The 24,287-nt window shown below is 59.8% G+C and carries 18 protein-coding genes and 1 tRNA gene; 11 read left to right on the plus strand and 8 right to left on the minus strand.

What is annotated here, in order from left to right; genetic code table 11:
• Positions 1-70 precede the first annotated feature (70 nt).
• From DKK75_RS00710 to DKK75_RS00725, 3 genes are all read right to left on the minus strand, one after another.
• Positions 71-143 (minus strand) — tRNA-Ala (locus DKK75_RS00710).
• An 83-nt stretch (positions 144-226) separates the two neighbouring features.
• Positions 227-907, minus strand: coding sequence for a VTT domain-containing protein (locus DKK75_RS00715; RefSeq protein ID WP_110451555.1), 681 nt, complete (start codon positions 905-907; stop codon positions 227-229).
• A 1,128-nt stretch (positions 908-2,035) separates the two neighbouring features.
• Entirely contained in the window at positions 2,036-3,592 is a 1,557-nt protein-coding gene (locus DKK75_RS00725) for a dolichyl-phosphate-mannose--protein mannosyltransferase (RefSeq protein ID WP_258333114.1), read from the minus strand.
• A gap of 250 nt (positions 3,593-3,842) precedes the next feature.
• Here DKK75_RS00725 and rsmI point away from each other — a divergent pair, with 250 nt between their 5' ends.
• On the plus strand, positions 3,843-4,772 hold the full coding sequence (gene rsmI / locus DKK75_RS00730; RefSeq protein WP_258333115.1) for a 16S rRNA (cytidine(1402)-2'-O)-methyltransferase: 930 nt from the start codon (positions 3,843-3,845) through the stop codon (positions 4,770-4,772).
• Here the strand turns inward: rsmI and DKK75_RS00735 are convergent.
• Together DKK75_RS00735 and DKK75_RS00740 are read right to left on the minus strand one after the other, a co-directional pair.
• Positions 4,736-5,044 carry a variant leucine-rich repeat-containing protein gene (locus tag DKK75_RS00735; RefSeq protein ID WP_258333095.1) on the minus strand — a complete coding sequence of 103 codons (309 nt, stop codon included), beginning with the start codon at positions 5,042-5,044 and terminating at the stop codon, positions 4,736-4,738. The two genes, rsmI and DKK75_RS00735, sit on opposite strands and share 37 nt — an antisense overlap.
• 149 nt (positions 5,045-5,193) lie before the next feature.
• Positions 5,194-5,961: a hypothetical protein gene (locus DKK75_RS00740; protein ID WP_146208592.1), complete on the minus strand. Its 768-nt coding sequence runs from the start codon at positions 5,959-5,961 to the stop codon at positions 5,194-5,196.
• Positions 5,962-6,098: 137 nt separating this feature from the next.
• Here DKK75_RS00740 and metG point away from each other — a divergent pair, with 137 nt between their 5' ends.
• From metG to gndA, 5 genes are all read left to right on the plus strand, one after another.
• Positions 6,099-7,970 carry a methionine--tRNA ligase gene (gene metG / locus DKK75_RS00745; RefSeq protein WP_110451558.1) on the plus strand — a complete coding sequence of 624 codons (1,872 nt, stop codon included), beginning with the start codon at positions 6,099-6,101 and terminating at the stop codon, positions 7,968-7,970.
• A 226-nt stretch (positions 7,971-8,196) separates the two neighbouring features.
• Positions 8,197-11,217: an HAD-IA family hydrolase gene (locus DKK75_RS00750; RefSeq protein WP_110451559.1), complete on the plus strand. Its 3,021-nt coding sequence runs from the start codon at positions 8,197-8,199 to the stop codon at positions 11,215-11,217.
• A gap of 406 nt (positions 11,218-11,623) precedes the next feature.
• Complete coding sequence (locus DKK75_RS00755) at positions 11,624-12,580, plus strand: TatD family hydrolase (RefSeq protein ID WP_110451560.1); 957 nt, start codon at positions 11,624-11,626, stop codon at positions 12,578-12,580.
• 176 nt (positions 12,581-12,756) lie between these two features.
• The gene (locus DKK75_RS00760; protein WP_110451561.1) at positions 12,757-15,078 is read left to right on the plus strand and encodes a KUP/HAK/KT family potassium transporter; all 2,322 of its coding nucleotides are present in this window, start codon (positions 12,757-12,759) and stop codon (positions 15,076-15,078) included.
• Between the two features lie 112 nt (positions 15,079-15,190).
• Positions 15,191-16,657, plus strand: coding sequence for an NADP-dependent phosphogluconate dehydrogenase (gndA, locus tag DKK75_RS00765; RefSeq protein WP_110451562.1), 1,467 nt, complete (start codon positions 15,191-15,193; stop codon positions 16,655-16,657).
• A gap of 435 nt (positions 16,658-17,092) precedes the next feature.
• Here gndA and gnd read toward each other — a convergent pair whose 3' ends face one another.
• Together gnd and DKK75_RS00775 are read right to left on the minus strand one after the other, a co-directional pair.
• Positions 17,093-17,971 carry a phosphogluconate dehydrogenase (NAD(+)-dependent, decarboxylating) gene (gene gnd / locus DKK75_RS00770; protein ID WP_110451563.1) on the minus strand — a complete coding sequence of 293 codons (879 nt, stop codon included), beginning with the start codon at positions 17,969-17,971 and terminating at the stop codon, positions 17,093-17,095.
• An 86-nt stretch (positions 17,972-18,057) separates the two neighbouring features.
• Entirely contained in the window at positions 18,058-18,720 is a 663-nt protein-coding gene (locus tag DKK75_RS00775; RefSeq protein ID WP_110451564.1) for a gluconokinase, read from the minus strand.
• A 333-nt stretch (positions 18,721-19,053) separates the two neighbouring features.
• Here DKK75_RS00775 and DKK75_RS00780 point away from each other — a divergent pair, with 333 nt between their 5' ends.
• The 5 genes from DKK75_RS00780 to DKK75_RS08120 all read left to right on the plus strand — a co-directional run bounded on the left by DKK75_RS00780 (position 19,054) and on the right by DKK75_RS08120 (position 23,095).
• A complete protein-coding gene (locus tag DKK75_RS00780) occupies positions 19,054-20,466 on the plus strand; it encodes a GntP family permease (protein ID WP_258333096.1) in 1,413 nt (470 codons plus the stop codon).
• Positions 20,467-20,528: 62 nt separating this feature from the next.
• Complete coding sequence (locus DKK75_RS00785) at positions 20,529-21,341, plus strand: alpha/beta fold hydrolase (protein ID WP_181414380.1); 813 nt, start codon at positions 20,529-20,531, stop codon at positions 21,339-21,341.
• A gap of 79 nt (positions 21,342-21,420) precedes the next feature.
• On the plus strand, positions 21,421-22,155 hold the full coding sequence (locus DKK75_RS00790; protein WP_110451567.1) for a FadR/GntR family transcriptional regulator: 735 nt from the start codon (positions 21,421-21,423) through the stop codon (positions 22,153-22,155).
• A gap of 220 nt (positions 22,156-22,375) precedes the next feature.
• Positions 22,376-22,606, plus strand: a complete 231-nt coding sequence (locus DKK75_RS00795) for a hypothetical protein (RefSeq protein WP_110451568.1) — start codon at positions 22,376-22,378, stop codon at positions 22,604-22,606.
• A gap of 336 nt (positions 22,607-22,942) precedes the next feature.
• Positions 22,943-23,095, plus strand: coding sequence for a hypothetical protein (locus DKK75_RS08120; RefSeq protein WP_181414382.1), 153 nt, complete (start codon positions 22,943-22,945; stop codon positions 23,093-23,095).
• Positions 23,096-23,479: 384 nt separating this feature from the next.
• Here the strand turns inward: DKK75_RS08120 and pgl are convergent, their stop codons facing one another.
• Positions 23,480-24,271: a 6-phosphogluconolactonase gene (pgl, locus tag DKK75_RS00800; protein ID WP_110451569.1), complete on the minus strand. Its 792-nt coding sequence runs from the start codon at positions 24,269-24,271 to the stop codon at positions 23,480-23,482.
• Positions 24,272-24,287: the final 16 nt, after the last annotated feature.

A 24,287-nucleotide genomic window follows, 5' to 3' on the forward strand; every position in this document is an offset into this window, starting at 1 on the left:
AGATCGAGAGATTCAGTCGATGAGCCGACTGACGGGCCAAGCATGCATACCTGGAATTACTGTGGAAAAGTGGAGCTGAGGGTAGTCGAAACCCCGACCTCTTCGATGCGAACGAAGCGCTCTACCAACTGAGCTACAGCCCCATTCGTTGCCCGACCGTAGCCGAACAACAGAAGCTCACTTTAGCGCGTGCCCTAGCCAAACGCAAAATATTCCAAGTCAGGTATCATTCCGCCTTGGAGCTGGCTTCTTCGGTGGAGCCCTTGCTTCCAAACCTTGCCTTGAGCAGGCCGATGACCGTGGGCAGAACCGAGATGACCAGGATCAGGATGATGACCAGCTCAAAATGCTGCTGGACTGCGGGGATGCCGCCGAAGAAGTAACCCAGGAGGGTGAAGAGGGTGGACCATATCAGACCGCCCAGGATGCTGAAGGGGGTGAAGCGCCGCCAGCGCATTCCGGAAATGCCTGATATGAAGGGCATGAAGGTCCTGATGAAGGGGAGGAAGCGTCCCAGTACCACGGCCAGGGGGCCCCACTTGTCAATCAGGCCTTCGGTCTTGGCGATTCGTTCGGGGGTCAGCGACTTCACGCGCCCCGAACGGACGATGGCCCGGCCGAAGAAGTGTCCGATGAAGTAGTTGCTCTGGTCTCCAAGGATGGGGGCCAGCCAGACGACGGGCAGAAGCACGTCCAGAGCCATGCCGCTGGACGGGTCATGGGCGAAGACGCCGGCGGCGAAGAGCAGGGAGTCGCCCGGCAGGAAGGGCATGAAAACCACGCCTGTCTCGATGAAGATGATCAGGAAGATGAACCCGTAGGTCGGTACCAGCCCCATGGCGATCCAGCTCGCGATAGCGCTGCGCGGATCCTTGAGCAGGTGTATCAGCCAGTTGACGAACCCCATGAGTTGCGTTCCATTCCGTCGATGTGTGCTTGTCCAGAACCGAGACACACTTTAACAAGCTGATTACGGGAAATGGTCCTCACGGGTCCGATTCCTTGCGAGGACAACACAACCTATGAGCTGCCGGCCACGGTCCTATTGTCAGTTCTTCTACGCAAAAAAGGCAGGAAGGCGGTGCCGTCTACCATGCTGGTCTGGACGATTACCGGTGGGTGTTGGACATGCAGCTGAGGAACGGCCTCAAGCCCGTGGCCACCTTCTGCTGCAGGGATCTCCCCAGTATCTGTAGGAAGCTGGAGACTGGGGCAACCGCAATTGCGGCACCGTCCAGCAATATGCCGACTATGCGGCCATCTTGGGCAAGGCTCTAGATGATCGGGTGCAGACCTAAAAACCCCAAGCAGGCCTAGGCAGCCCTAAGCAACCCTACATGAACCCTGGTGCTCAGCCTATTCGGGCTGCGGTGATGGCGGTCATGCCCTCCGCATCTGCGACTACATGCGGCTTCTGGCAGCAATCCACCATCTGGATATTGTCAATGGGAGGGGAGACCAATCCATTCGTGTCGCTCTGGACGGCAGGTCTTGCACGTCGGTGACTCTGAGCATGCAGGTCAATCGTACCGATAGCGACGAACCGGGGGATCCGGCGACCAAGACCCAGGCTAGCCTGTTCGCCAGCGAAGCCTGTCTAGGCTCTGTACTGACCGGTACCCCCCCGCGACCAGCGCATCCATGATGCTGTCGGGAGCCTCACTAACTGAAGCTTCGTTCGTGATGGCGATCTGGAGCAGGTTCATTAATATTTGGAACGCTAGGCGCCAATAACCGGTCGACCAGCCGTGTGCGGGGTGGAAGCAAAACAAGTCCGACAGCTTCAGCCCGCGCTGGTTACGGGCGCAATCTCCACGCCTGCCCAAGAGGTTGGTTGGCAATATATCTCCTCAGTGTCCGCTGACTGCCCTGCTCTACACCAAGCGCTTTGGGTCGATCGGGGCCGACTGTGGCGTTCAAGAGCAGCTTTGGAAGGATTTCGCTGCTGCAGGCGCAGACCATTTGCAATCGAGCCATCTGAGGACGACAGCATATAAACGCGGATACAAGGCGGTCGCGCATTCCTGCTTTTGTCTTAGATCCAGCTAGGCAGCCACATGTGCATTCGCCAGAAGTCATAGGGGATGGGAATGGCGGTCCACAGCGGGTAGAAGAAGACTGATGTCAGGCTCAGCAGGGCCAGGCCGATAATCATGATTTGCCGGTAGAGGATGCTATCCGAGTCTTGCCTGAGCCAGTCGGCCACGTAACAGATTGCCAGGATCATCCAGGGCAGGATGACGATGGAATAGAAGGTGAAAGTGGTTCGGTTCATATATTGGACCCAGGGCAGCCAGCCGGCCAGCATGCCTGCCAGCACCCCCCAGATCCTCCAATCTCCGTGCTTGACTACGACGGCGATGACGATGGCCAGGATCATGCAGATGCTGCCCAGCCACCAGGTCATAGGGTTGCCCAGGGAGGTGACGGCTGCCACACAGCGGGAATTCTTGGCCAATCCGCACAGGCCAGGGAAGCCATTGAGCTTCTGCCAGTAGAAATTGGTGGGCCTGACCTGCAGGGGCCATGTCAGAGGGTTAGCCATATATGGGTGCGGGGTGTTCAGGGTGGTGTGGAAATGCCACATCTGCCTGTGGTACTCAGCCAAAGATCGCAGCCCTTCCGGCAGCCAGGTCAGGCCCTGGCCAGGGTGTTCCGCGGCCCAACTATGCATGTAGGAATCACCGTGCAGGAACCATCCCGTCCAGGATGCCAGGTAGGTGCCTGCCCAGACCGGGATCATAAGCAAGGCCGCCGGTAGCCCGTCCTTGACCACGGCGCTCTGCAGCCAGAATCCGTATCCAGCCTGATGGCGCTCCCAGCCGTCCCAGAGCACTGAGATCAGAGCGAAGACGGCAAAGAAGTAAGCGCCCGACCACTTGGTGCCGGTGGCCAGACCCAGCAGCAGGGCGGCTCCTGTCCGCCACCAGGACCAAGCGATGAAGGGACCGGTGGAGGCCACAGGCAGCTCAACCCGGCTCTTCTGCTCTTGGCTGCCTCGTGACTCAATAACTCTGACTCGGTAGTGCAGACGGAAATCAGCCTGGTCCCTGGCCCAGGATTGCCGCAGCTTGGTCCGGGCCCAGTCCCGATGGCCCATCAGGCATAGCCAGGCTCCCAAAGTGAAGATCATAACGAAGTTGTCCAGCAGGCCGGTGCGGCTCATGACGATGCCCAGACCATCGATGGCCATAAGGAAACCGGCTGTCAGGGCGATGGGCAGGTTGTGAAAGAGACGCAAGGCTACTCGGCAGAGCAGCAGAATGGCAATGGTGCCGACCACGGCAGTGGCCGCTCGCCAGGCGAAGGGGTTGCCAGCTCCCCCGAACAGCCTGAGACCCAGAGCAATGCACCACTTGCCCACCGGCGGATGAACCACGTATTCGGCCTGGGGCAGCCAGCCGTTTGTATGCCCTTGGGCGAAGACCTGGTCGATGGGAAGGTTGAGCGGGCCGGCTTTTTTTGGCCAGTTGCGTGGCTCGCCGGTCATCAGCATGGTCCAGGAATCTTTGACATAATATGTTTCGTCGAAGACGATGGCCCGGGGGCTGCCCAGCCGCACCAACCGCAGGACTCCACCCAGAAGCGCCATGGATATGCAGGACAGCCAGCTCTTCTGTCGATGAGAGAGCCGGGAGGTCCAGTCGATCCGTCCCTTGGTGCGTCGACCTCCAAGTGTGTTGAGGATGGACATCATGACAGGGCGACCGGAACGGGGGGCGGCGTGCCGACCGTGTCTGGAGGAGCGATGCTGCAAAGAAAGCCCTGCCGAAGATGTCATCACCCCTAGATTAAGCCATACTGAAGGCATGATCAGCATGGATGGCCGGAGCGAAAAACATATGCAAGGCGGAGAGTACTACGCGAAGCAAATTCCTCGCAGTGTTTCACGTGGAACGGTGGTGCTGGCGGCTACACCTATCGGCAATGTCGCTGATGCCTCGGCACGCCTGGTGGAGCTGCTGCAGTCTGCAGACCTAGTGGCTGCGGAGGATACACGGCGACTCTATGATCTGGCCAATCGGCTGGGGGTGCGTGTAGGCGGCAAGGTGATGGCCTATCACGACCATAATGAGCGGCGGATGGCTGATCCTATTCTGGATCAGGTTCGTGACGGAGCCTGCGCTCTGGTGGTCTCAGATGCGGGTATGCCCACCATCAACGATCCAGGCATGGCCATAGTTCGACGGGCTATCGAGCGAGGCATACCGGTCACCTGCGCTCCCGGCCCCAGTGCCGTGCTGGATGCCCTGGCTCTCTCCGGCCTGCCGACCGACCGCTTTTGCTACGAGGGGTTTCTTCCTCGTCGGCATCAGGAGCGGATGCGGCATCTGCGCACCCTGCGCAGCGAGGAGCGGACTATGGTTTTCTATGAGACGCCCCACCGCATCGATCAGGCTATGCAGGACCTTCAGGAGGTCTTCGGCTCCGACAGGCTCATGGCACTCTGCCGGGAGCTGACCAAGGAACATGAACAGATTCGACGGGGCACCATCGGCGACATTGTGCGCTCCCTCCAGGTGGAGCCTGCCCGGGGGGAGATGGTCCTGGTCGTGGCCGGCGCTTCCGCCTTGGAGGCCAGACGCAACGATCCCGATGCCATGGATGACCGACGACTGGCGGTCCTGGCACGCGATCTGTCCCGATCCGAGGGCCTGCGGCTCAAGCAGGCCATCGCCCGGGTGGCTGCCGAACATCCCTTGGCTGATGGCAGCCTGCCCAACCGCAAGCGGATCTATGCCTTAGCCGTGGAAGAAGATGAGGAGGACTGATTTCCGCTCCCCTCATCCAACAGCACCTCCAGTGCTCTGCGCACGCCGGGCCCACCCAGCTGGGAGATGGTCTCCAGCAGGGCTGGCGAGGCGGCGGGGTTGGCTACCAGCCACCGGCGCAGTCGAGGCTCTTCTCGGGCGATGGTCCAGAGGATGCTCGGGTCGGTCGCAGGATCTGTGGCCATCAGTGCTGTGGGCACTAGGGGAGGCTCAGGTGGTGGGGTGCGGTCGTCAGTCATTGGTTCGAAGCAATCGGGCTCGTCTGGGTTCAAATCGTCTCCAGTTGAAGGGCACGCCCGGCTGGTGATGGCAGTCATGAGCCGGGCCATGCGTTCAGCAGAGGTTGATCTCCGACGGTTCCGGACCCGGGACTGGCGCCGATGAGCGCCGTGTCCGGGTCTGCGACCCCTCATCGGCGGCTTCATAGGAGCACTTTGAGTCGTCTTATGGTCTCCAGCCCTCGAGCGTGGCCAGGCCATCGCGGATTGGAGGACAGGAGCGTCTCGCAGGATCCGCAGCTGACCTGATAGCGTTCCATGAGCTCATGCAGGACTGCCATAACGTCCTCTCCGTTGCATCGGCCTGAAGGGTCGCAGGCCAGATCACAGGCGGTCCAGAGCGGCGAAGTTACCCAGAGCTGCCCCAGCCTCATCAGGTAGCGGGCATCCAGCTGTCGCTGGTGAGGGCGCAGGGGCCTGCCGTGAACCGGTGTGCGGAAGTGGGAGTTGGAAATGATGTCCAAGGCATCAGGGAAACGGCCGTTGAGCCATATCCAGAGCGCCAGCCCGCCACAGGCTGCTGCTCCATAAGGAACCATAGGCATGACGATGGAGGCACGACCGTAGAGTCCTTCAGCCTGTTCGTTCAGATAGCAGCAGGATCGGTCCAGAAAGGTTATGATTCCCTCATTCGCCAGCAGGCTGAGACTGAGCGGGCCGGGTAGGTCTCCGGTTTGGATCAGGCTGGGCAGCGGTTCAGGATCGGGGGCCGTGGTCCTGAGGTCAGTCGTAGGCGGACGGCTGCGGGTGCGCATCAGTGCTGCTCCGGATCGCGGGCCGAAACGTTGCTGGGCAGTGTCGGCGCGCGGTGCTCTGCCCGGCGGCTTTGTTGTAGCTCTAAGGGTGCGGCTGGCGCCAGGGGCAGTGGCAGGCATCCACGTCGCTCCCCCGAGGACGTGTTCTCGATTCATGGTTTGACTGTAAACGCTCGGGCCAGGGTTTGCCTGAGGGCGGGCTGAATTTGTGCACTTGTGGATAATCTGCCTGATCGTCAGCTGCCTTGTGGACGAGCGGGGGATTGTAGGCCGAAGCCGATAATCTTGCTGGTATGAGTCATATCCTTGTTTCCGTCGCCTGGCCCTACGCAAATGGGCCCCGTCACATCGGCCATGTCGCTGGGTTCGGCGTCCCCTCGGACGTCTATGCACGCTACGAACGCATGAAGGGCAATGATGTCCTCATGGTTTCGGGCACGGACGAGCATGGCACTCCCATCCTGGTGGAGGCTGACGCCGAGGGCGTGGGCCCCCAGGAGATCGCTGACCGCTACAACCGGGTCATCGTCAAGGATCTGTGCGATCTGGGGCTCAGCTATGACCTCTTTACCAGGACCACGACAGGCAATCATGAGAAGGTGGTCCAGGAGCTCTTCCGCCAGTGCCGAGCCAACGGCTATATCTATGAGGGTCAACAGAAAGTGGCCATATCGCCCTCCACCGGCCGCACCCTGCCCGATCGCTACATTGAGGGGACCTGCCCCATCTGCGGTTACGATGGCGCTCGCGGCGACCAGTGCGACAACTGCGGCAACGAGCTGGATCCGGACGAGCTGATCAATCCTGTATCCAAGATCAATGGGGAGACGCCCCGATTCGAGGAGTCCAAGCACTTCTTTCTGGATCTTCCCGCTCTGGCCGAGGCCAACCTGGCTTGGTTGAAGACCCGCAAGGGCTGGCGGAGCAACGTGCTCAACTTCTCTCTGGGACTTTTCAAGGAGGTCAAGCCGCGAGCCATCACCCGCGACATCGACTGGGGAATTCCCGTGCCTGTGGACGGATGGGTCGACGATCCCAACAAGAAGCTCTATGTCTGGTTCGATGCCGTTATCGGCTACCTGTCCGCATCCATCGAGTGGGCCCGTCGTCAGGGCGACCCTGAGGCCTGGCGCAAGTGGTGGAATGATCCTAAGGCTCTGGGCTACTACTTCATGGGCAAGGACAACATCACCTTCCACTCGCAGATCTGGCCCTCGGAGATTCTGGCCTACAACGGCCAGGGGTCCAAGGGCGGACAGCCGGGCTCCTACGGCGAGCTCAACCTGCCTGAGCAGGTGGTGGCCAGCGAGTTCATGACTATGGAGGGCAAGAAGTTCAGCTCCTCCAGAGGCATCGTCATCTACGTCAAGGACATCCTGGCACGTTATCCGGTCGATGCGGTTCGCTACTACATTTCCATCGCTGGGCCGGAGACCTCGGACTCGGACTTCACCTGGGCGGAGTTCGTCCGTCACAACAACGAGGAGCTGGCCGCCTCCTGGGGCAACCTGGTCAACCGCGTGGCCAACCTGCTCAACAAGGACTTCGGCAGCATCCCTGCCATCGAGCAATCCTGGCTGACCGAGGAGGACAATGCCCTGCTGGATCGCAGCCTGCAGGCCTTCGATGCCGTCGGGTCTTTGATTGAGCACCATCGCCAGAAGGCCGCCCTGGTCGAGGCCATGGCCTTGGTGGGAGACATCAACAAGTACATCTCTGCCCAGGAGCCCTGGAAGATCAAGGACGACCGGAATCGTCTGGCTGCAGTCCTGCACACCGCCGCTCAGGCCGTCTTGGACGCCAACACCATGCTGGCTCCATTCCTGCCCCATGCCTCGCAGCGTGTCTGGGAGACCATGGGCGGCGAGGGCACCTTCTCGCCTTTGCCTCGCGTCCAGGAGGTTGATGATCTGGATCGGCCCGACTTCCACTATCCCATCATCACCGGTGACTACCGGCTAGGAGAGACTGTCCATCCCTGGGCGCGGGAGCCCCTCAGGGACGGCACGCCAGTCGATCGGCCCGCGCCCATCTTCCCGCGCATTCCCAAGGAAGCCGTGCAGGAGGAACTGGAGCGTTTCCAGGAGGAGCTGGATCGCCGCAAAGCCAGAGAGCACGCCCGATTCGAGGCGGAGCAGGCCAAGCTGGGCGACCAGGGCAAGTGATAGTCGACGCGCCCGGGACAGCATCTGCGATTCACAGAGAACTTTGAGGTTTTCGGGCATTTCCTCCAAGGTAGCGCTGGTTATATTTGTTCTGTCGGTTGAAGTACTAGCCGATGGGGGCCATACGGCCCCGATAACTGAATCCCCTTCTTCTCTCTCTTCTCACCCGGCGGTTCTGCGAACCGCCGGGTTCTTTCGTCACGGAAGACCCATAGGATGAGTAACCATGAAAGTTGCCCAATTCGCCTGTGTGCTCTTCGACTTGGACGGGGTGCTGGTGCCCACGACAATCCTGCACAAAGCCGCCTGGAAGGCATTATTCGATCGGGTCCTGCCCGGAAACGTCCCGGCCTATACGGAGCAGGACTACTACGCCTATGTGGATGGCCGGCCCCGCTATGACGGTGTCGACGCCCTGCTGCGCAGCAGGGGCATCGAGCTGGACTGGGGCAGCCCTAATGACGATCCACGCCTGGACACCGTCTGCGGATACGGCAATCGCAAGAACATGACTTTTGAGCGGTTGCTGAAGCAAAAGGGCATCGATCCCTACCCGGACACGGTGGATCTGCTGAGGCACCTGCGCGCTGACAAGAAGCGTCTGGCCGTGGTGTCCAGTTCGCGCAACACGGCCGAAGTCCTCCAGGCTGCTGGAATCGCCGGATACTTCGACACTGTGGTGGACGGCAATCTCAAGGATGAGATGGGTCTTCAAGGCAAGCCTGCACCGGACACCTACGCCTATGCGGCCAAGGTGCTCGGACTGCGCAATGAGGATGCCGTTGTGGTCGAGGACGCCCTCTCTGGCGTGGCCGCCGGCCATGCGGGCAGGTTCGGCCTGGTTGTGGGCGTGAACAGGGGCGCCGGCCGCGAGCAGCTGCTCAAGGCGGGTGCGGACCTGGTAGTGAACCAGCTGATCGAGCTGGTCGACGACGATGCCAGCGAACGCGGGCAGGGTGAGGACCCCAGTCTGGATGAGGAGCGTTTCCCCGTGGATGAGTGGGGGCTCAGCGAAGTAGGTCGGCCTGATGCCGTCAGTGCCACGGTCTTTTCGGTCACCAACGGCTCCATCGGCGTCAGGGGCGAAGGCGGCGGGGAACGCTGCTTGGGCAACGGCACATTCCTGAGCGGCTTCCATGACACTTTCCGGATAGCTCATCCTGAAAGCGCCTACGGATATGCCAAGGTTGGCCAGCTGATTCAGGGGGTGCCCGATGCCTCGGATTTCACCCTCAAGGTGGAGGGGCTGCCCGTGGGCCGGCCGGAGAAGACTACTCAACGTCTGGACTTCCGAACCGGAATCGCGACCACCACCAATCTGTATGATCTGGGCCATGGCATCCATTTGAAGACTGTGCTCACTCGCATGGTCTGCCTGTATGACCGCAGCCTGAGCGTCTGCACGCTGACTGTGGAGTCTCCCGACCGGGACATGGCTGTGGTGGTCGAGGGGCCGGTCAATGCCGATAATCCTCGGCATGTCAACTCCAGCGACCCCCGCAAGTCGACCTTTGTGGACGGCTGCGGAATCCACGAGGTGTTGGACAGTGCAGTCTATGGTGAGCTGAGTGCAGGCTGCAGGGTATTCCGCTGCAATAATTCACGGCTCAGCCTGGCCATGGGCGTCCGACAGTTCAGGGATGGTCGGCCTGTCGAGGGCTCTGGTTGGCGCATGGACGTGCCCAAGGGCGGTTCCACCCATCTGGTCCGTTACGCCGTCTACCGCAGTCACCCCATTCTTCCGGCTGGCACCAGCGGCAACGGTCTGGTCGTGCAGACCCGGGGCGAGGGTACCAGGAATCTGGTCGAGGACTGCCGCGATCGGCTGGAGGAGGTCAGCACCCTCTCTCTGGAGGAGCTGGAGCAGCGCCAGCGTGCATGGCTGGACCGGTTCTGGGAGCGGCAGGATATCCGTATTCAGGCCGACGATGGCGGTCGTACGCAACAGATGGTGCGTTGGGAGCTCTTCCAGCTGGCCCAGTCTACGGCGCAGATCGAGAACGGCGTGGGCGCCAAGGGCCTGAGCGGGTCCGGCTACAGCGGCCACTACTTCTGGGATACCGAGATCTATATTCTCCCCTTCCTGATTTATTCAGCGCCTGCTCGGGCGAGAGCCGTCCTCCACTATCGCTATCTGATGCTGCCCGCTGCTAGGCGCAGGGCCTGCGCCCTCAACCTGAACGGCGCTCTCTTCCCCTGGAGGACCATCGACGGCGAGGAAGCCTCCGCCTACTTCCCTACGGGCACGGCCCAGTACCATATTGATGCCGACATCGCCTATGCGGTGGCCCAGTATGTGCAGGTCACCGGCGATGAAGACTTCCTGCAGGCTGAGGGCATCGACGTCCTGGTTGAGACGGCCCGTCTGTGGATGAGCCTGGGACGCTACAAGGAGGACGGCCGCTTCCACATCCATTGTGTGACCGGCCCTGACGAATACACGGTCCTGGTCGACGACAACCTCTACACCAACCAGATGGCCCGGTTCAACCTCTTGGCTGCATACAAGTCCTACCAGCATCTGCGCGAGAAGCATCCCGACCTGATCGGCGCTATCCGTGAAAGGCTGCACTTGGGCGACGAGGAGGCCGACAAATGGTCAAGCGCGGCTGAGGCCATGTTTGTCCCCTTCGACGATCAGGAGGGGGTCCATGCCCAGGACGCCCAGTTCATGCGGCGGCCTCGCTGGCACTTCGACCAGTTCACGGCCAGGCCTCTGCTGCTGCACTATCATCCGCTGGTCATTTACCGGCACAAGGTACTCAAGCAGACCGATGTGGTCATGGCCCTCTACCTGCTCAGCTCCTGGTTTACTCCGGAACAGAAGCTGGCTGACTTCGATTACTACGATCCGCTGACCACCGGGGATTCGACTCTGTCTGCAGCCTCCCAGTCCATCCTCGCTGCTGAGGTGGGGCATGAACAACTGGCTATGCAGTACTTCCGTCGGTCCTTGTTTACGGACGTGGACGACCTGCATGCCAACACGACCGATGGCATCCACCTGGCCGCCTGCGGAGGCGTCTGGTCCAGCCTGGTCTGCGGCTTTGGAGGCCTGCGCGACACCGGCGGAACCGGGCTGAGCATCGACCCCCGCCTGCCTTCTTCTTGGCGCTCGCTGACCTATGAGCTGGAGGTGCGTGGCACCAGGTTCCAGGTTGCCGTGACACCAGACGGCGTCGATCTGAAACGCCTGTCAGGTCCTGAGCTGGATCTTCTGGTCCAGGGGCATCCTCGTCATATATGATCTGCAACTCCGGATCAGATGTGCCTGGAATCTGAGATGGCGTCGAGTGAGTCTCCTGTTGGTTAGGCGACTGCCGGGCTGATTGGAGGATGGCTGGAGCTGAAGCTGCAGGCTCGGGTGAGTCTGCAGTTTCAGGAACATCTTTTCATGAAGGCCATTCGCAAAAACCAGAAAGTGAAGATACCCGGCTCTGATTGGTCTGTGATCCCGTCCTAGGTTATTGCTGCTGTCTTCCCGCTTGCGGTATAAGTTGACGCACCTATTGAGGTAACCATGCATATCCGTCGGATTTTATTCATGCGAGGTATCGACATGACTGCCTGTACACTGCCGCCACTCCCTTTGGCAGAGGCGGCCGTCCGGGCGGGGCGCGGGTTGGACCGCACGGGTCCCTAGACTGTGGACCATGAGCAGGCATCACCGCGATCGCAGCTGGGCTCCTGACCCCGAGCCGCTGCCCGAAGGCATTGGGGTCATCGACGATCACACCCACATGGCCTCCGTGGTTCCTTTCGCCCAGGAGATGGACCGGCAGGCCAGGGAGCGCGGGCAGGATCCGGTCCCCGTCCGTACGGTCGACCAGCAGCTGGCAAGGGCGCGAGCTGTGGGCGTGCTCGGGGCCATCGACGTGGGCTGCGAGCTGCCCCACCTGCAGACGGCTGTGGACCTGGCCCTGGCCCATCCTGGGGTCGTTCACGCGGCCTTGGCCATCCATCCCAATGAAGCCGTTCTGCATGGACATCGAGGGGTGCCGGGGCCGGACGGACTGCCCCTGAAATATCAGCCCTGGCACGAGGTTTCTTTTGAGCAGGCGCTCGAGGAGGTCGCCCGCCTGGCTCGCGCATATCCTGAACAGGTGGTGGCCATTGGGGAAACGGGCATGGACCTCTTCCGAACCGGTCAGGGGGGCGAAGAGATCCAGCGGCAGGCCTTCCGCGATCACATCGCTCTAGCCAAGGAGCTGGGCCTGCCCATGCAGATTCACGATCGCGACGCCCATCGGCAGGTCATCGAGACTCTGCTGGAGGACGGCGCTCCTGAGCGCACGATCTTCCACTCCTATTCTGGTGATGCGCAGATGGCCCAGGTGGCCGCCGAACACGGCTGGTACCTGAGTTTTTCGGGGACGGTCTCCTACAAGGGCAACGAGGGAATCCGCCAGGCCCTGTCGGTGGTCGGCATGGACCACATCATGGTGGAGACCGATGCGCCCTATCTGAGCCCTATGCCCTACCGGGGACGCACCAATTCCCCCTACATGATCCCCTACACCCTGCGGGCTATGGCCGATGCTCTGGACTGCTCTCTGGACCAGGTGGCCCAAGCGACGGCGGCCACCACGCGTCGGGCTTACGGACTGTGAGGGATGTCCGGCGGACGGTGTCAGGCCGGGATTAGGCTAATACTGTGTCGCGCTCTGAATCGCTCCTGCCAAGTGTGGGGGGAGAGTGCTACGGTAGTCGTCGCACGTGTGCAAAAAACAGCAACATACGGCACCCGGAAGTAGATGAGTGAAGGCTTTGGCCGATGGAGGGCTCTATGGCGGATGAGCGGCATGAGTTGGCGGCTCAGGATGATGGCAGGGGCGCTGACGAACCACCCCGGTTATCCGGTGAAAAGGCGGCGAAGCCGACTGCGGCCCGTAGTGAGGGTCGCTTGACGAAAGAATCGATACTTCCCCAGGAAAGCTTCACCAAGGCTCCCAGGATTTCGGCCAAATCCCGTACCCGGGAGGAGGAGAACGAGCTCAAGCGGGTCCGACGCGAGGCGCAGCGGGCGGCCCAGCGTCGCCGCACTCCGCCAAAGGGGCCTCTGGGCCGCTGGTGGCGACGGGTGCAGTCCTCGCCCGACAGGATCAGCTTAGGCATGTGCATCGTGGCCTTGGGCGTGGTTTATGGGGACATCGGCACCTCGCCCCTGTACACCATGCAGGCCTTCGTGGCCGGGCAGGGCGGCATGGCCCGTGTGGACAGGGTGGCCGTGCTGGGCATGCTCTCCCTGGTCTTTTGGTCCATTACCCTGATCACTACAGTCAAATACGTCCTAGTGGCTATGCGCATCGACAACAAGGGCGAGGGCGGCATCTTCGCCCTGTACACCCTGGTCCGGCACTACGGCAAATGGCTGGCCATACCGGCCATGGTCGGCGGCGCGGCCTTCCTGGCTGATTCTGTGCTGACTCCGGCGGTCTCCATATCCTCGGCAGTCGAAGGTCTCAAGACCATCCCCGTCCTGACTCCCATATTCCGTGAAAACGGGAACCTGACCATGGTCATCACCTTCGTGATCATTCTGATCCTGTTTGCGGTCCAATCCCGCGGAACCGAGCGGATAGGCAAGGTCTTCGGCAGCGTAGTGATGGTCTGGTTCGCCTTCCTGGCCCTGATCGGCATCTATTGCATAGGCAACGACTGGTCCATCTTCGAGGCCCTGAATCCGGTGTATGGGATCCGCTTCCTCTTCAGCCCGCAGAATCCCGTTGGCCTGACCATCATGGGCACGGTCTTCCTGTCGACTACGGGAGCCGAGGCCCTCTATTCCGATATGGGCCACGTGGGCCGCGGCAACATCTACGCCACCTGGCCCTTTATCAACGTCGCCCTGGTCTTCAACTACTTCGGCCAGGGAGCATGGATTCTGCGCAACCGTGACAATAAGGCCTTGCAGGGCGTAGACGGGCTCAACCCCTTCTTCCAGATGATGCCCACCACCGTGCGCTACGTGGCGGTGCTTCTGTCGGTGACCGCCGGCGTCATCGCCTCGCAGGCCCTGATAACGGGCGCTTTCACCATGGTCTCAGAGGCCACCGGGCTCAACTGGATGCCCCACCTGCAGGTGCGCTACCCGGCTCGTACCCGTGGCCAGCTCTACATCCCCACCATCAACTGGGTCCTATGTGCGGCCACGCTGACGGTGCTGGCCATCTTCAAGGATTCCGAGCATATCTCGGCCGCCTACGGACTGGCTCTGACGGTGACCATGATCACCACGACCGTTCTGCTGGCTGACTACATCTGGCATGACGGCAAGCGTATGCTTTCCCTGCTCTTTGCTGTGGTCTTCCTGGCCATCCAGATCCTCTTCTTCATGGCCTCCATGGCCAAGTTCATGCACGGCGGCTGGTTCACTATGCTGCTGACCGCAGCCATCCTCTACATCATGTACACCTGGGACGTGGGCACCAAGGTGGAGCGCTCGCAGCGGCGGCATATGACGGCCAAGGAGTGCCTGCCCGCCTTGGAGATGCTCCACAACGACTTCCGCGTCCCTTATTATGCGGACAACCTGGTCTATCTGACCTCGGACGCGGAGATGCGGCGGCTGGACACCGACATCTTCTTCTCCATCTTCGCCAACCGGCCCAAGCGGGCCCGGGCCTGGTGGGCGGTGTCGGTCCAGACCACGGACGCCCCCTACACTCGCAAGTACTCGGTGGAGAACTTCGGCACCAACTATCTCTTCCGTGTGCGCATGAGGCTGGGCTTCAAGGTGGACCAGAATGTGGCCACCTACCTGCACCAGATCATGCACGAGCTGATCGACAGCGGCGAGCTGCCCAAGCAGCCCTCCATCTACCCCAAGGTGGACGAGGACCCGCAGATCGGCACAGTCACCTATGTGCTGGTCCACAAGGCCCTGATGCCCGAGTCCAAGATCGACTCCCGTGGCGCTCTCTCGCTGAAGGTCAAGTACGCCATCCGCAAGGTGGCGGGCTCACCGATCAAGTGGTTCGGTCTGGCTCCCTACAACCCCATCGTTGAGGTGCAGCCCCTGTTCGTCTCCACCCGGGCGGTTCCCAAGCTGACGCGCGTGGTTCTGCCATCACGCAAGATCAAGGGCGGCAAGCGTCACAAGGACTGAGTGAGTGGAATCTCACCCTATGGGCCTTGGCCCAAATCGGGTGCGGGCCATAGAATTGAGGGCATGGAACCTGGTGCCCGGCCTTTCCGGGCTACCGTCGAAAGGTGATGTGATGACACAAGCTCAAGCCAATATCGGAGTCGTGGGTCTGGCCGCCATGGGTGCCAGCCTGTCTAGGAACCTGGCCCGGCACGGCAATACCGTGGCAGTCTACAACCGCCACTATTCGCGTACCGAGACCCTCATCCGCGACCATGGCCAGGAAGGCAGCTTCGTTCCGGCCAAGACCTTGCAGGAGTTCGTGGCCTCGCTGACCAAGCCTCGCACGGCCATCATCATGGTCAAGGCCGGGGAGCCCACCGACCAGATGATCAATGACCTGGCTGACCTGATGGAGCCTGGAGACATCATCGTTGATGCCGGCAATGCCTACTTCAAGGACACCATCCGCCGGGAGAAGGCCATTCGGGCCCGTGGGCTGCACTTCGTGGGCTGCGGCGTCTCCGGAGGGGAGCAGGGCGCCCTGCTGGGACCCTCCATGATGCCTGGCGGGACCGATGAGTCCTGGAAGACCCTGGGGCCCATCCTGGAGTCCATCGCCGCCAAGGTCGATGGCGAACCCTGCGTCACGCACATCGGCACTGACGGTGCGGGCCACTTCGTCAAGATGGTTCACAACGGCATCGAGTACTCCGATATGCAGGTGATCGCCGAGTCCTATGACCTGATGCGCAGGGGCCTGGGCATGGAGCCTGAGGCCATCGCCCAGGTCTTCGAGGAGTGGAACCAGGGGGATCTGAACTCCTACCTGGTGCAGATCACCGCTGAGGTGCTCCATCACACCGATGCTGCCACCGGCAAGCCCTTCATCGACATCGTCACCGACCAGGCCGGCATGAAGGGCACCGGCACCTGGACCGTGCAGACCGCACTGGATCTTGCAGTGCCGGTGACCGGCATTGGCGAGGCCGTCTTTGCTCGGGGCCTCTCCTCCTCGCCCGAGCTGCGCAGCCAGGCGGCCCAGGAGGGGCTGAAAGGTCCTCAGCCCAAGGCCGTCATGGGTGACCTGGCTGCCGACCCCGAGGCTCGCAAGTCCTTCATTGAGGACATTCGCCAGGCTCTGTACGCTTCCAAGATCGTGGCCTATGCTCAGGGGTTCAACGAGATGCAGGAGGGCGCCCGGGTCTACGGCTGGAAGCTGGATATGGGTGCCATCGCCCGCATCTGGCGCGGCGGCTGTATCATTCGAGCCAAGTTCCTGAATCGGATCTCCGACGCCTATGCCTCTGGTCGTGAGCCGGGCTCCTTGCTCTTCGACCCCTTCTTCAAGCAGGCGGTTGAGCAGGCCCAGGATTCATGGCGGCGTGTCGTGGCCAGCGCCACCCAGGCTGGCATCCCCATTCCAGTCTTCGCCAGCTCCCTGTCCTACTACGACGGACTGCGTTCCGATCGGCTCCCTGCCGCTCTGATCCAGGGCCAGCGCGACCTCTTCGGCGCTCACACCTATGGGCGCGTGGATCAGCCAGGCGCCTTCCACACCCTCTGGGCCGAGGACAAGTCCGAGATCAAGCAGGACTGAGCTTTCGCCGGAATCGAAAGGGTCCGCATAGCCGTTAAAACGGCTGTGCGGACCCTTTTGTCACCCTGTCATCAGATCTTGGCTGTGGGGTTTCCCGGACCGCCAACCGGCAGCCGTCCGGTGGGGGGCTGAACTTCATCGACTCTCCGTAGACGGGCCAGAGTGAGCATCCGCCGTCCTGCGGGCCAGGTCGCCCTTGTCAGTGCTGTTCAAAAACGATCATGTCAGGGGATCCTGGTCACGGGAAACCACTGCATTTACCTGTTTGCCGGGCCGGGGCGACTGGATCCGCGGCCTGCCGCAGTTCGTCCAGGACAGGCGGGGCGATGACTGCCGAAGCGGAGTTATTTCGCCCCTCGGATTTTGTTGATGACGGCGCCACGATCTAGGTTCATCCGCAGGTTGGATGCTGATGTTATCCGGCCCGGGACTCGGTCACTCCTTGACGATGGGGTGGCCGCCGAAGGCGCTGCGCAGAGCGGATACCACCTTCATGGTCATGGGGTCCTCGATTTTGGAGGATTGACGGGCATAGAGAGCCGAGGTGATGGCCGGTGTGGGCACTCCCAGTTCCAGGGCGTCCGCGATCATCCATTTGGTTTCGCCGGTCTCATCGGCCTTGCCGGCGATTTCGCTCAGGTGTGGGTCCTCTTTCAGCGCCTGGGCCAGCAGGTCCAGCAGCCAGGACTGGATGACCGAGCCCTTGCGCCAGGATTCGATTACTTCGCCTGGCTCCTTGATCAGGTCGGAGGCCTCAAGAACCGCGTACCCTTCGGCCAGAGCCTGCATCATCCCGTATTCGATGCCGTTGTGGACCATCTTGGCATAGTGGCCAGCGCCGGTTCCTCCCGCGTGGACCAGACCGTAGTCCCCTTCAGGTTTCAAGGTGTCCAGGATGGGCCGGATTCGGGCCACATCCTGATCCGAGCCGCCGACCATCAGCGCGTAGCCCTTTTCCTTGCCCCAGATGCCGTTGGAGGTGCCCACATCCACCAGTCCTATGCCTTGAGTGGCCAGGGCCTTGGAATGCTCTTGGTCCTGGGTGAAGCGGGTGTTGCCCCCATCCACGACCAGGTCGCCGCGCTCCATCAGCTCTCCCAGCTGAGCGAGAGTGGACTCGATGGGTTTGCCGGCTGGTACCATGACCCAGATCACCCGGGGGGTCTCAAGCGCCTGTACCAGAGCTTGCAGGCTGTCCACATCCCTGCCCGAGTCTGGGGCGATGTCGTAGCCGACCACCTGGTGGCCGCCGGAGCGCAGGCGGTCTGCCATGTTCTTGCCCATGCGTCCCAGTCCGATCATGCCGATCTTCATAATGTCAGTTCCTCTCCCTTGACTGCAACAGTTGATGCTGACCGCGATGGTTGGAGGTTGGCCGCGGTCGGGCCGAATTGCCGGCGCTACTGGCGGGCTACCTGCCGGGCGCGCTCAGTATGGACCTGGACGGCGTGCGCCTTGACATCGCACTGCAGGCCTAGAGTGTCGATGACCTCCTCTGCTTCGATTTCAGGAGACATGCGCAGGCCCACGTCAATGGTCAGGTGGACCTCGTCCGGCCCCAAGGGCTCCAGGGTGTCGAACTGGGAACGCAGCATCTGCGGCTTCATGAAATGGCCCTGCCGCTTGGAGAGCCGTTCCATGATGGAGTCGTAGTCTCCGCTGAGATGGATGAAGACCACGCCTGGCATTCGCAGTCGATCACGATAGATCCTTTTCAGGGCTGAGCAGGTAACGGTCCCGGGCACACCCCGGCGTATATGGTCCGCGATCCAGTTGTGGATGCTGTCCAGCCAAGGCCATCGGTCCTGGTCGGTCAGAGGGACGCCATGGGCCATCTTGTCAATGTTGGCCTGTGGATGGAAGTCGTCGGCCTCGGCCATGTCCCAACCCAGTTTGCTGCCGAGGTGCTCGTTCATGGTGGTTTTGCCGCAGCCGGAGACTCCCATGATGACCAGAACCGGCGTCGCTGCATCCAAATACCCTTGTGGTACTGTGTCGTCTACCACCGCAGGAACTGTGGCGGACCCTGCATGCCTTGTCTTCGTTGAATGGGGTGAATCCATGTTGTTTCCTTTCACTGCTATTCACGTTTGGGGCATCCCCAGCTCCTGGATACTCGGCGGTGGCTCGGCAGTAACCATTATTTGTGCGGGCTAGGTTTAGTTAGCCGTATGTCTCACATAGTTATATTCATACAACATATCACTATACTAATATTAAATAGTACTTAATGGTATTGATTCGAAAGCGTGTTTGCAAAAACGCACACTTGATTTTAGAATTTGATTATTAAGTAGTATATATATTAATAATTGATACTTTTAATACTATTTATAGTATGAAAGCGTCAATGAAACTACTGCTACAAGGTGGTATGTGATGGTAAGCATCTTAGGATGCCTATTCTTCGGAGGATGATGATGTCCAATATTGAAACGCTTGCAGCTGGCGCAGCAAAAGCAGCGCCAGTCGTCGCAAGCACCCCTAGATTGATTACTTGGGCTCTGATAGCGATTGCTCTGATTGTGCTCCTGATTGCATGGGCAAAAGTGCACCCCTTCATAGCTTTGCTGGTCTCCTCGCTTACTCTGGCAATAGGCGTTGGAGTGCCCGCTACAAAATCAATGGAGTCGTTCACCAGCGGATTCGGATCGACAATGGGTGGTGTGGGTGCCTTGGTGGCACTTGGTGCCATTGTAGGCAACCTATTGCTTGAATCAGGTGGAGCCAACACCTTGGTGGATCGTTTGCTCCAAGTCAGCAACAAAAAGCTGCTGCCTTTATTAGTGGCTCTGATTGCCGCCATTATCGGCATTCCCATGTTCTTCGAAATCGGTGTTGTGCTGCTGGTGCCTCTGGCCTTGCTTATCGCCCGCCGTTCCAAGCTCCCGGTCATGCTGATCGGCCTGCCTATGCTCTTCGGACTTGGTGAAATGCATGCTTTGGTGCCTCCGCATCCCGGTCCTCTAGCTGTTGTCGATGCTCTGCATGCTGATTTGGGTTTGACGATGATGTTCGGACTGCCAATCGCTCTGCTGCTGATTCTGGTCATGGGGCCAGTCGTTTCCCCCATACTTGCTCGTTTTGCTCCTGTCTATGCGCCTGAGGATGACAGTGACGAGCAGAATCCCGATCGTCCTAAGCCAAAGGGCTTCATGGTGATTGTCACGATTTTGCTGCCCGTCATCCTGATGCTGTTGAACACCGTGTGCGAGATTGCTCTGCCTAACCGGCATACGCCATTGCTTTCGATTATCGGTTTCCTGGGTACCCCTCTGGTGGCTTTGCTGGTGACTGTCATTGCTGCTTTCTTCACTCTTGGTCTGCCTGGCGGAATGTCCTGGAAGAGGATCATGGATGTTGTAGGCGGCTCTTTCGCACCCATTGCCGGGGTCTTGCTGATTGTCGGCGCCGGCGGCGGTTTCAAGCAGACCCTGGTGGATATCGGTGCTGGCGGAGTGGTTGCTAAGCTGGCTGGCGCTTTGAGTCTGTCTGCCTTCCTGATGGGCTGGATTGTAGCGGCTCTTATTCGAATGGCTACTGGCTCCGCTACCGTTGCCGCCCTGACTGCTGTCGGACTGGTCTCTCAGCTGGCTGTCGGCCTCGACCCTGTGCATCTGAGCCTGCTTGTGCTCGCTATAGGACTAGGTTCCGGTTTCCTCAGCCATGTCAATGATGCAGGTTTCTGGCTGGTCAAGGAGTACTTCGGGCTCACCGTGGGGCAGACGTTCAAGACTTGGTCGCTGGGTTCATGCATTGCCTCAGTGCTCGGACTCGCGATGGTGGCTTGTTGCTGGGTGATTTTCTAAGCAATGGCAAAAGCGTTGAATGAGAGGAAGTAACGATGTCGGATGTAAATAGAAGAACGGCAATGCCTGTTCATGAGCGATATGGCCAGCTTAGCGCTTGGCGCTGGGAAGCGACAGCATCCCCCGAACACGCTGAAAAAAGCACGATAGTGGCCCTCCATGGGGTATATGATTCAGGACGATGCTGGTCCACCTTCGCTAGTCGGATGCCAGCAGAACGTTCCATTGTAGCTTTGGATCAGAATGCTCATGGCAAGACCCCATTGCTTGACGGCGATTTCAGGATGGAGACCCTGGCTGATCAAGCCATCTCAGCCATTGAGGACATGCATGCTGGACCGATAATCCTCGTGGGGCACTCGATGGGGGGAGTCGTAGCTCACCTGGTTGCTTTGGAAAGGCCGGATTTGGTATCTCGGCTGATCCTAGACGAGCCTGCATGGGTAGCCGGGGAGGTTGAGGCCGATGACAATGGTTTCCCCCTCATGCTTATGGGCAGAGCTCGGCAAATCAAGCGTTGGAGCGCTGGCGAACTGCTGATTGACGGCTGGAACAAAACGCGTGCCTGGGATCCTGTCGATGCAGGTACATGGCTGGACGCCAAGCTGGATGTCGATATCGAATTTGTGAACAGGCAGCATAACTGGCGAACTGCCGCGACTCCAGAGTCATTGCCTGATTTGCGCATGCCTTTCCTGCTAGTGGCCGGTGATCCGAATTTAGGCTCGGTAATTTCTGAAGAGTGCATGCAACGAGTGCGAGCTGCAGTTCCTGAAGCTGACGCTCATCGGTTGAACGCATCCCATGAGACACGCAAAGACAGGCCGGACGAGTATGCCGGCCTGGTCAAAGAATTTATTGAGCACGCTGACTGATAGCAGCGACGGAGGCGAAGTGGAGGCTTTATCGGATGATTTTCAAATAACCGCAAAGAGCGGTTGATATGCTGACGGTATGACGACTCATATGAACAAAACGGGTTCTCATGCTGCCAGATCCATGCATGATCAATTGCTCGATGAGTGGGGGATGGGTATCGTCAGCGGGAACATAGGCGTAGGTGAACATCTGCCGGAGCCTGATGTTGGCGATACCTCTCCCTCGCGCACAGTCACGCGTGAAGTGACGAGGGTGCTGGAGGCCATGGGTCTAGTGGTCGTCAAACGCAAGTCTGGCGCACGAGTCAATCCTCATGACATGTGGAACATCTTCGATCCTCAGATTATCGATTGGAGACTCCGAGGGCCACAGCGAGCGCAGACTCTGCACGAGCTCTCACAATTGCGTGCTGGTGTGGAGCCTTTGGCCGCCCGTTTAGCTGCTACACAGGCCACAGCTAATGACTGGGCGGCATTGACACAGGCATCGATTGACATGGTTGCATATAGTCAACAGGCCACTAGTCCCGAATATCTCAAGGCTGATGAGCGATTTCATTCCACCTTGCTCTGCTCGTCAGGTAACAGTATGTTTGCAGCCCTGCGCAAGGTCATCGCAGCGATTCTGCAAGGACGCACCAAGCATGAACTGATGCCCGAGCGGGCAAATGAGCGGGCGCTTCGCTTGCATGGGGATGTGGCCGCATACATCCGTCAAGGAGATGGGACTGCTGCCGAAGAGGCCATGCGTCAAATCGTGGATGAGTCGGATACGGCTATTGCACGGATGACCAGACAGCAGAGCAGCTGATATGGCCTGTGCGTATTGGTCCATCAGCGAGTAGAGGCAAGCGTTAATCGGCCAAAGGCTCGTGGCTTGGCCCTTGTCATGGTGCGCAGCCAAATTCGCTTAGCAATTAGGTTCTTTCACTGTACTTGCAGCGTCAGGCTTTTGCTTTACGGAGTTGCAGCGCACACCAAGGTTACCGGCGCAGTCTGGGATAACCTGATCGTCTGGAGCTTGATTCAAGATGCGCGAGCCTGCCCTCCTGCGAGAAGTGATGGTGAAGGCCGTCGGTGTCATTGCCGAGAATTCGGTGCATTCACACCTTTATGCGCTTGATGCGCAGCTGTACTACAAGTTCTCGGTAGTCGTGCCCGTCACCAAGGCTTTCGTTGAACAGGCCGACGTCAGTTTTCATGTCATCGCGCTCACGGATCTCGCTCCAGCAGATACGGATCGTGCGGACGTGCCCGAATAAGGCGCTTATATCAACAATAAGATCGGGGCCAAGTTCAGCTTTTACAGCCAGCAGGACAGCATAGACTATTACAACGATTATTTTGTCTCTTCCCTGCGTTTTCCGATCATGGTTTCCGGCATGCTCCTTGTTCTCGCTATTGTGCCGTCAGCCTGGAGCGCGCTGATCAGCGTGCGCGTGATGATGCGCGATTTCACGATCAATCTGAAGGTGGGGCTGAGCTATAGCAGACTTCGTCGGTATATTATGCGGGTCTTTCCATGATTGCATTGGTTGCTGTTGTCGCCGACAGCTTATTCAAAACGCGGTTCCTGGCGAAGGAAGGATGCTTCGTTCATGGTCTATGGCTTGTGGGGAATGATCAGGATGGACTGGCTGGCCTTGCTTGCAGCATCGCTGTTTGATCTTTTGCTGGTTGCCCCGGTCGCTCAATTAATCACCTGGAGGCTCAGGCATGTTCCTAACGCATTGGGGGTGCTGCAGCAATAAACAAGGTCATCGATCTCAACCTGGATCGCAAAACATTAAGAGGGGATCATCTTCAATCACTCTTTTTGAACATTTCTTGCTGACGGTCGCCGAGGGCGAGAAGGCCGCAATCGTGGGAGAGCCCGGCCTCGGCTAGTAGAGCGCATTGCTGAATGTTCTCGGCTGCTCGATAGCGCTATACGGGCTCTTTTGCGCTGCTGGGCAGATCCTCGCGCACTCTGTCGGTGTTCATGCTCCCAGACCGAGTGACCATCAGGCAGCTGGAACATTTTTGCGCTTTTAGCCGTTGATGCGGATGGGCCTGAAAAATTTCAGCGTCTTGTAGACAAGCAAAGTTTGAAGTTTTGAATTGTTTACATGTGCGCATCGTCTGTATGTCGAAACTCAGTGCAGCCCCGAGGCGGCATCGGCATCCAGGAGCCAGAGGGTCTCCACGGTACCCCTGGCATAAGAGGAGGGAACATGCGGGTCGTCTGTGGCTCCCAAGGCGGCGGCCACGGCCGAAGCCTTTTCGGCAGTTGATGTAAAGAGCCAGACCTTGGGGGTTCGGCGGATGAACGGCGTGGTCATGGTGACCCTGAGCGGGGGCAGCTTGGGAGAGTTGTTGACACCCGTCACCAGCAGATCATCATCCTGCAGCCTGACCTCGGGGCGATCGGGGAAAAGCGATGCATAGTGGCCGTCGGGGCCCACGCCGAAGACAGCCAGATCCATGCGGCCATCAGAGCCGAGCTGGTCGATGATCTCCTGCTGATAAGCGGCTGCAGCCTTGGTCAGGGCCTGTATGTTCTCATCCTGGTCGGCGGCCTCCACCTGAGCTGGGCTGCGGGTGTCCACAGGCATAGGATGCACGTTGGCCTGCGGCAGCAGTCCCTGATCGATGAGCGAGCCGTACCAGGCTCGTCGTGCCTGTTCGTCGTTGCGATCCGGATCTTCCAGGCCCACGAACCGCTCATCGCTCCACCAGAGGTGGACCCGGCTCCAGTCCACGCTCCGGCTTAGAGGATCTGCGCCCATCCGGGCATAGACATCCGCCGCATCCCGCCCGCCGGTCAGTGCCAAGTCGGCTCGGTCCTGACGGGCCAGCAGGTCTCCCAGCTCCAGCAGAATGCGGTCTGCGGTAGCCTGATTAAGCAACTCGGTTGTGGCGTAGGTTACAGTACGACGCTCGGCCATCTGATCCTCCTTGCAT

This window comes from Bifidobacterium asteroides, assembly GCF_003202695.1.
In the GTDB taxonomy this organism is placed as follows: domain Bacteria; phylum Actinomycetota; class Actinomycetes; order Actinomycetales; family Bifidobacteriaceae; genus Bombiscardovia; species Bombiscardovia asteroides_G.

Coding starts and splice junctions, on each gene's coding strand:
- DKK75_RS00715 (WP_110451555.1), bottom strand. CDS start 907: ATGGGGTTCGTCAACTGGCTGATACACCTGCTCAAGGATCCGCGCAGC.
- DKK75_RS00725 (WP_258333114.1), bottom strand. CDS start 3,592: ATGGCGCTTCTGGGTGGAGTCCTGCGGTTGGTGCGGCTGGGCAGCCCC.
- rsmI (WP_258333115.1), top strand. CDS start 3,843: ATGCAAGGCGGAGAGTACTACGCGAAGCAAATTCCTCGCAGTGTTTCA.
- DKK75_RS00740 (WP_146208592.1), bottom strand. CDS start 5,961: ATGAATCGAGAACACGTCCTCGGGGGAGCGACGTGGATGCCTGCCACT.
- metG (WP_110451558.1), top strand. CDS start 6,099: ATGAGTCATATCCTTGTTTCCGTCGCCTGGCCCTACGCAAATGGGCCC.
- DKK75_RS00750 (WP_110451559.1), top strand. CDS start 8,197: ATGAAAGTTGCCCAATTCGCCTGTGTGCTCTTCGACTTGGACGGGGTG.
- DKK75_RS00755 (WP_110451560.1), top strand. CDS start 11,624: ATGAGCAGGCATCACCGCGATCGCAGCTGGGCTCCTGACCCCGAGCCG.
- DKK75_RS00760 (WP_110451561.1), top strand. CDS start 12,757: ATGGCGGATGAGCGGCATGAGTTGGCGGCTCAGGATGATGGCAGGGGC.
- gndA (WP_110451562.1), top strand. CDS start 15,191: ATGACACAAGCTCAAGCCAATATCGGAGTCGTGGGTCTGGCCGCCATG.
- gnd (WP_110451563.1), bottom strand. CDS start 17,971: ATGAAGATCGGCATGATCGGACTGGGACGCATGGGCAAGAACATGGCA.
- DKK75_RS00775 (WP_110451564.1), bottom strand. CDS start 18,720: ATGGATTCACCCCATTCAACGAAGACAAGGCATGCAGGGTCCGCCACA.
- DKK75_RS00780 (WP_258333096.1), top strand. CDS start 19,054: ATGCCTATTCTTCGGAGGATGATGATGTCCAATATTGAAACGCTTGCA.
- DKK75_RS00785 (WP_181414380.1), top strand. CDS start 20,529: ATGCCTGTTCATGAGCGATATGGCCAGCTTAGCGCTTGGCGCTGGGAA.
- DKK75_RS00790 (WP_110451567.1), top strand. CDS start 21,421: ATGACGACTCATATGAACAAAACGGGTTCTCATGCTGCCAGATCCATG.
- DKK75_RS00795 (WP_110451568.1), top strand. CDS start 22,376: ATGCGCGAGCCTGCCCTCCTGCGAGAAGTGATGGTGAAGGCCGTCGGT.
- DKK75_RS08120 (WP_181414382.1), top strand. CDS start 22,943: ATGGTCTATGGCTTGTGGGGAATGATCAGGATGGACTGGCTGGCCTTG.
- pgl (WP_110451569.1), bottom strand. CDS start 24,271: ATGGCCGAGCGTCGTACTGTAACCTACGCCACAACCGAGTTGCTTAAT.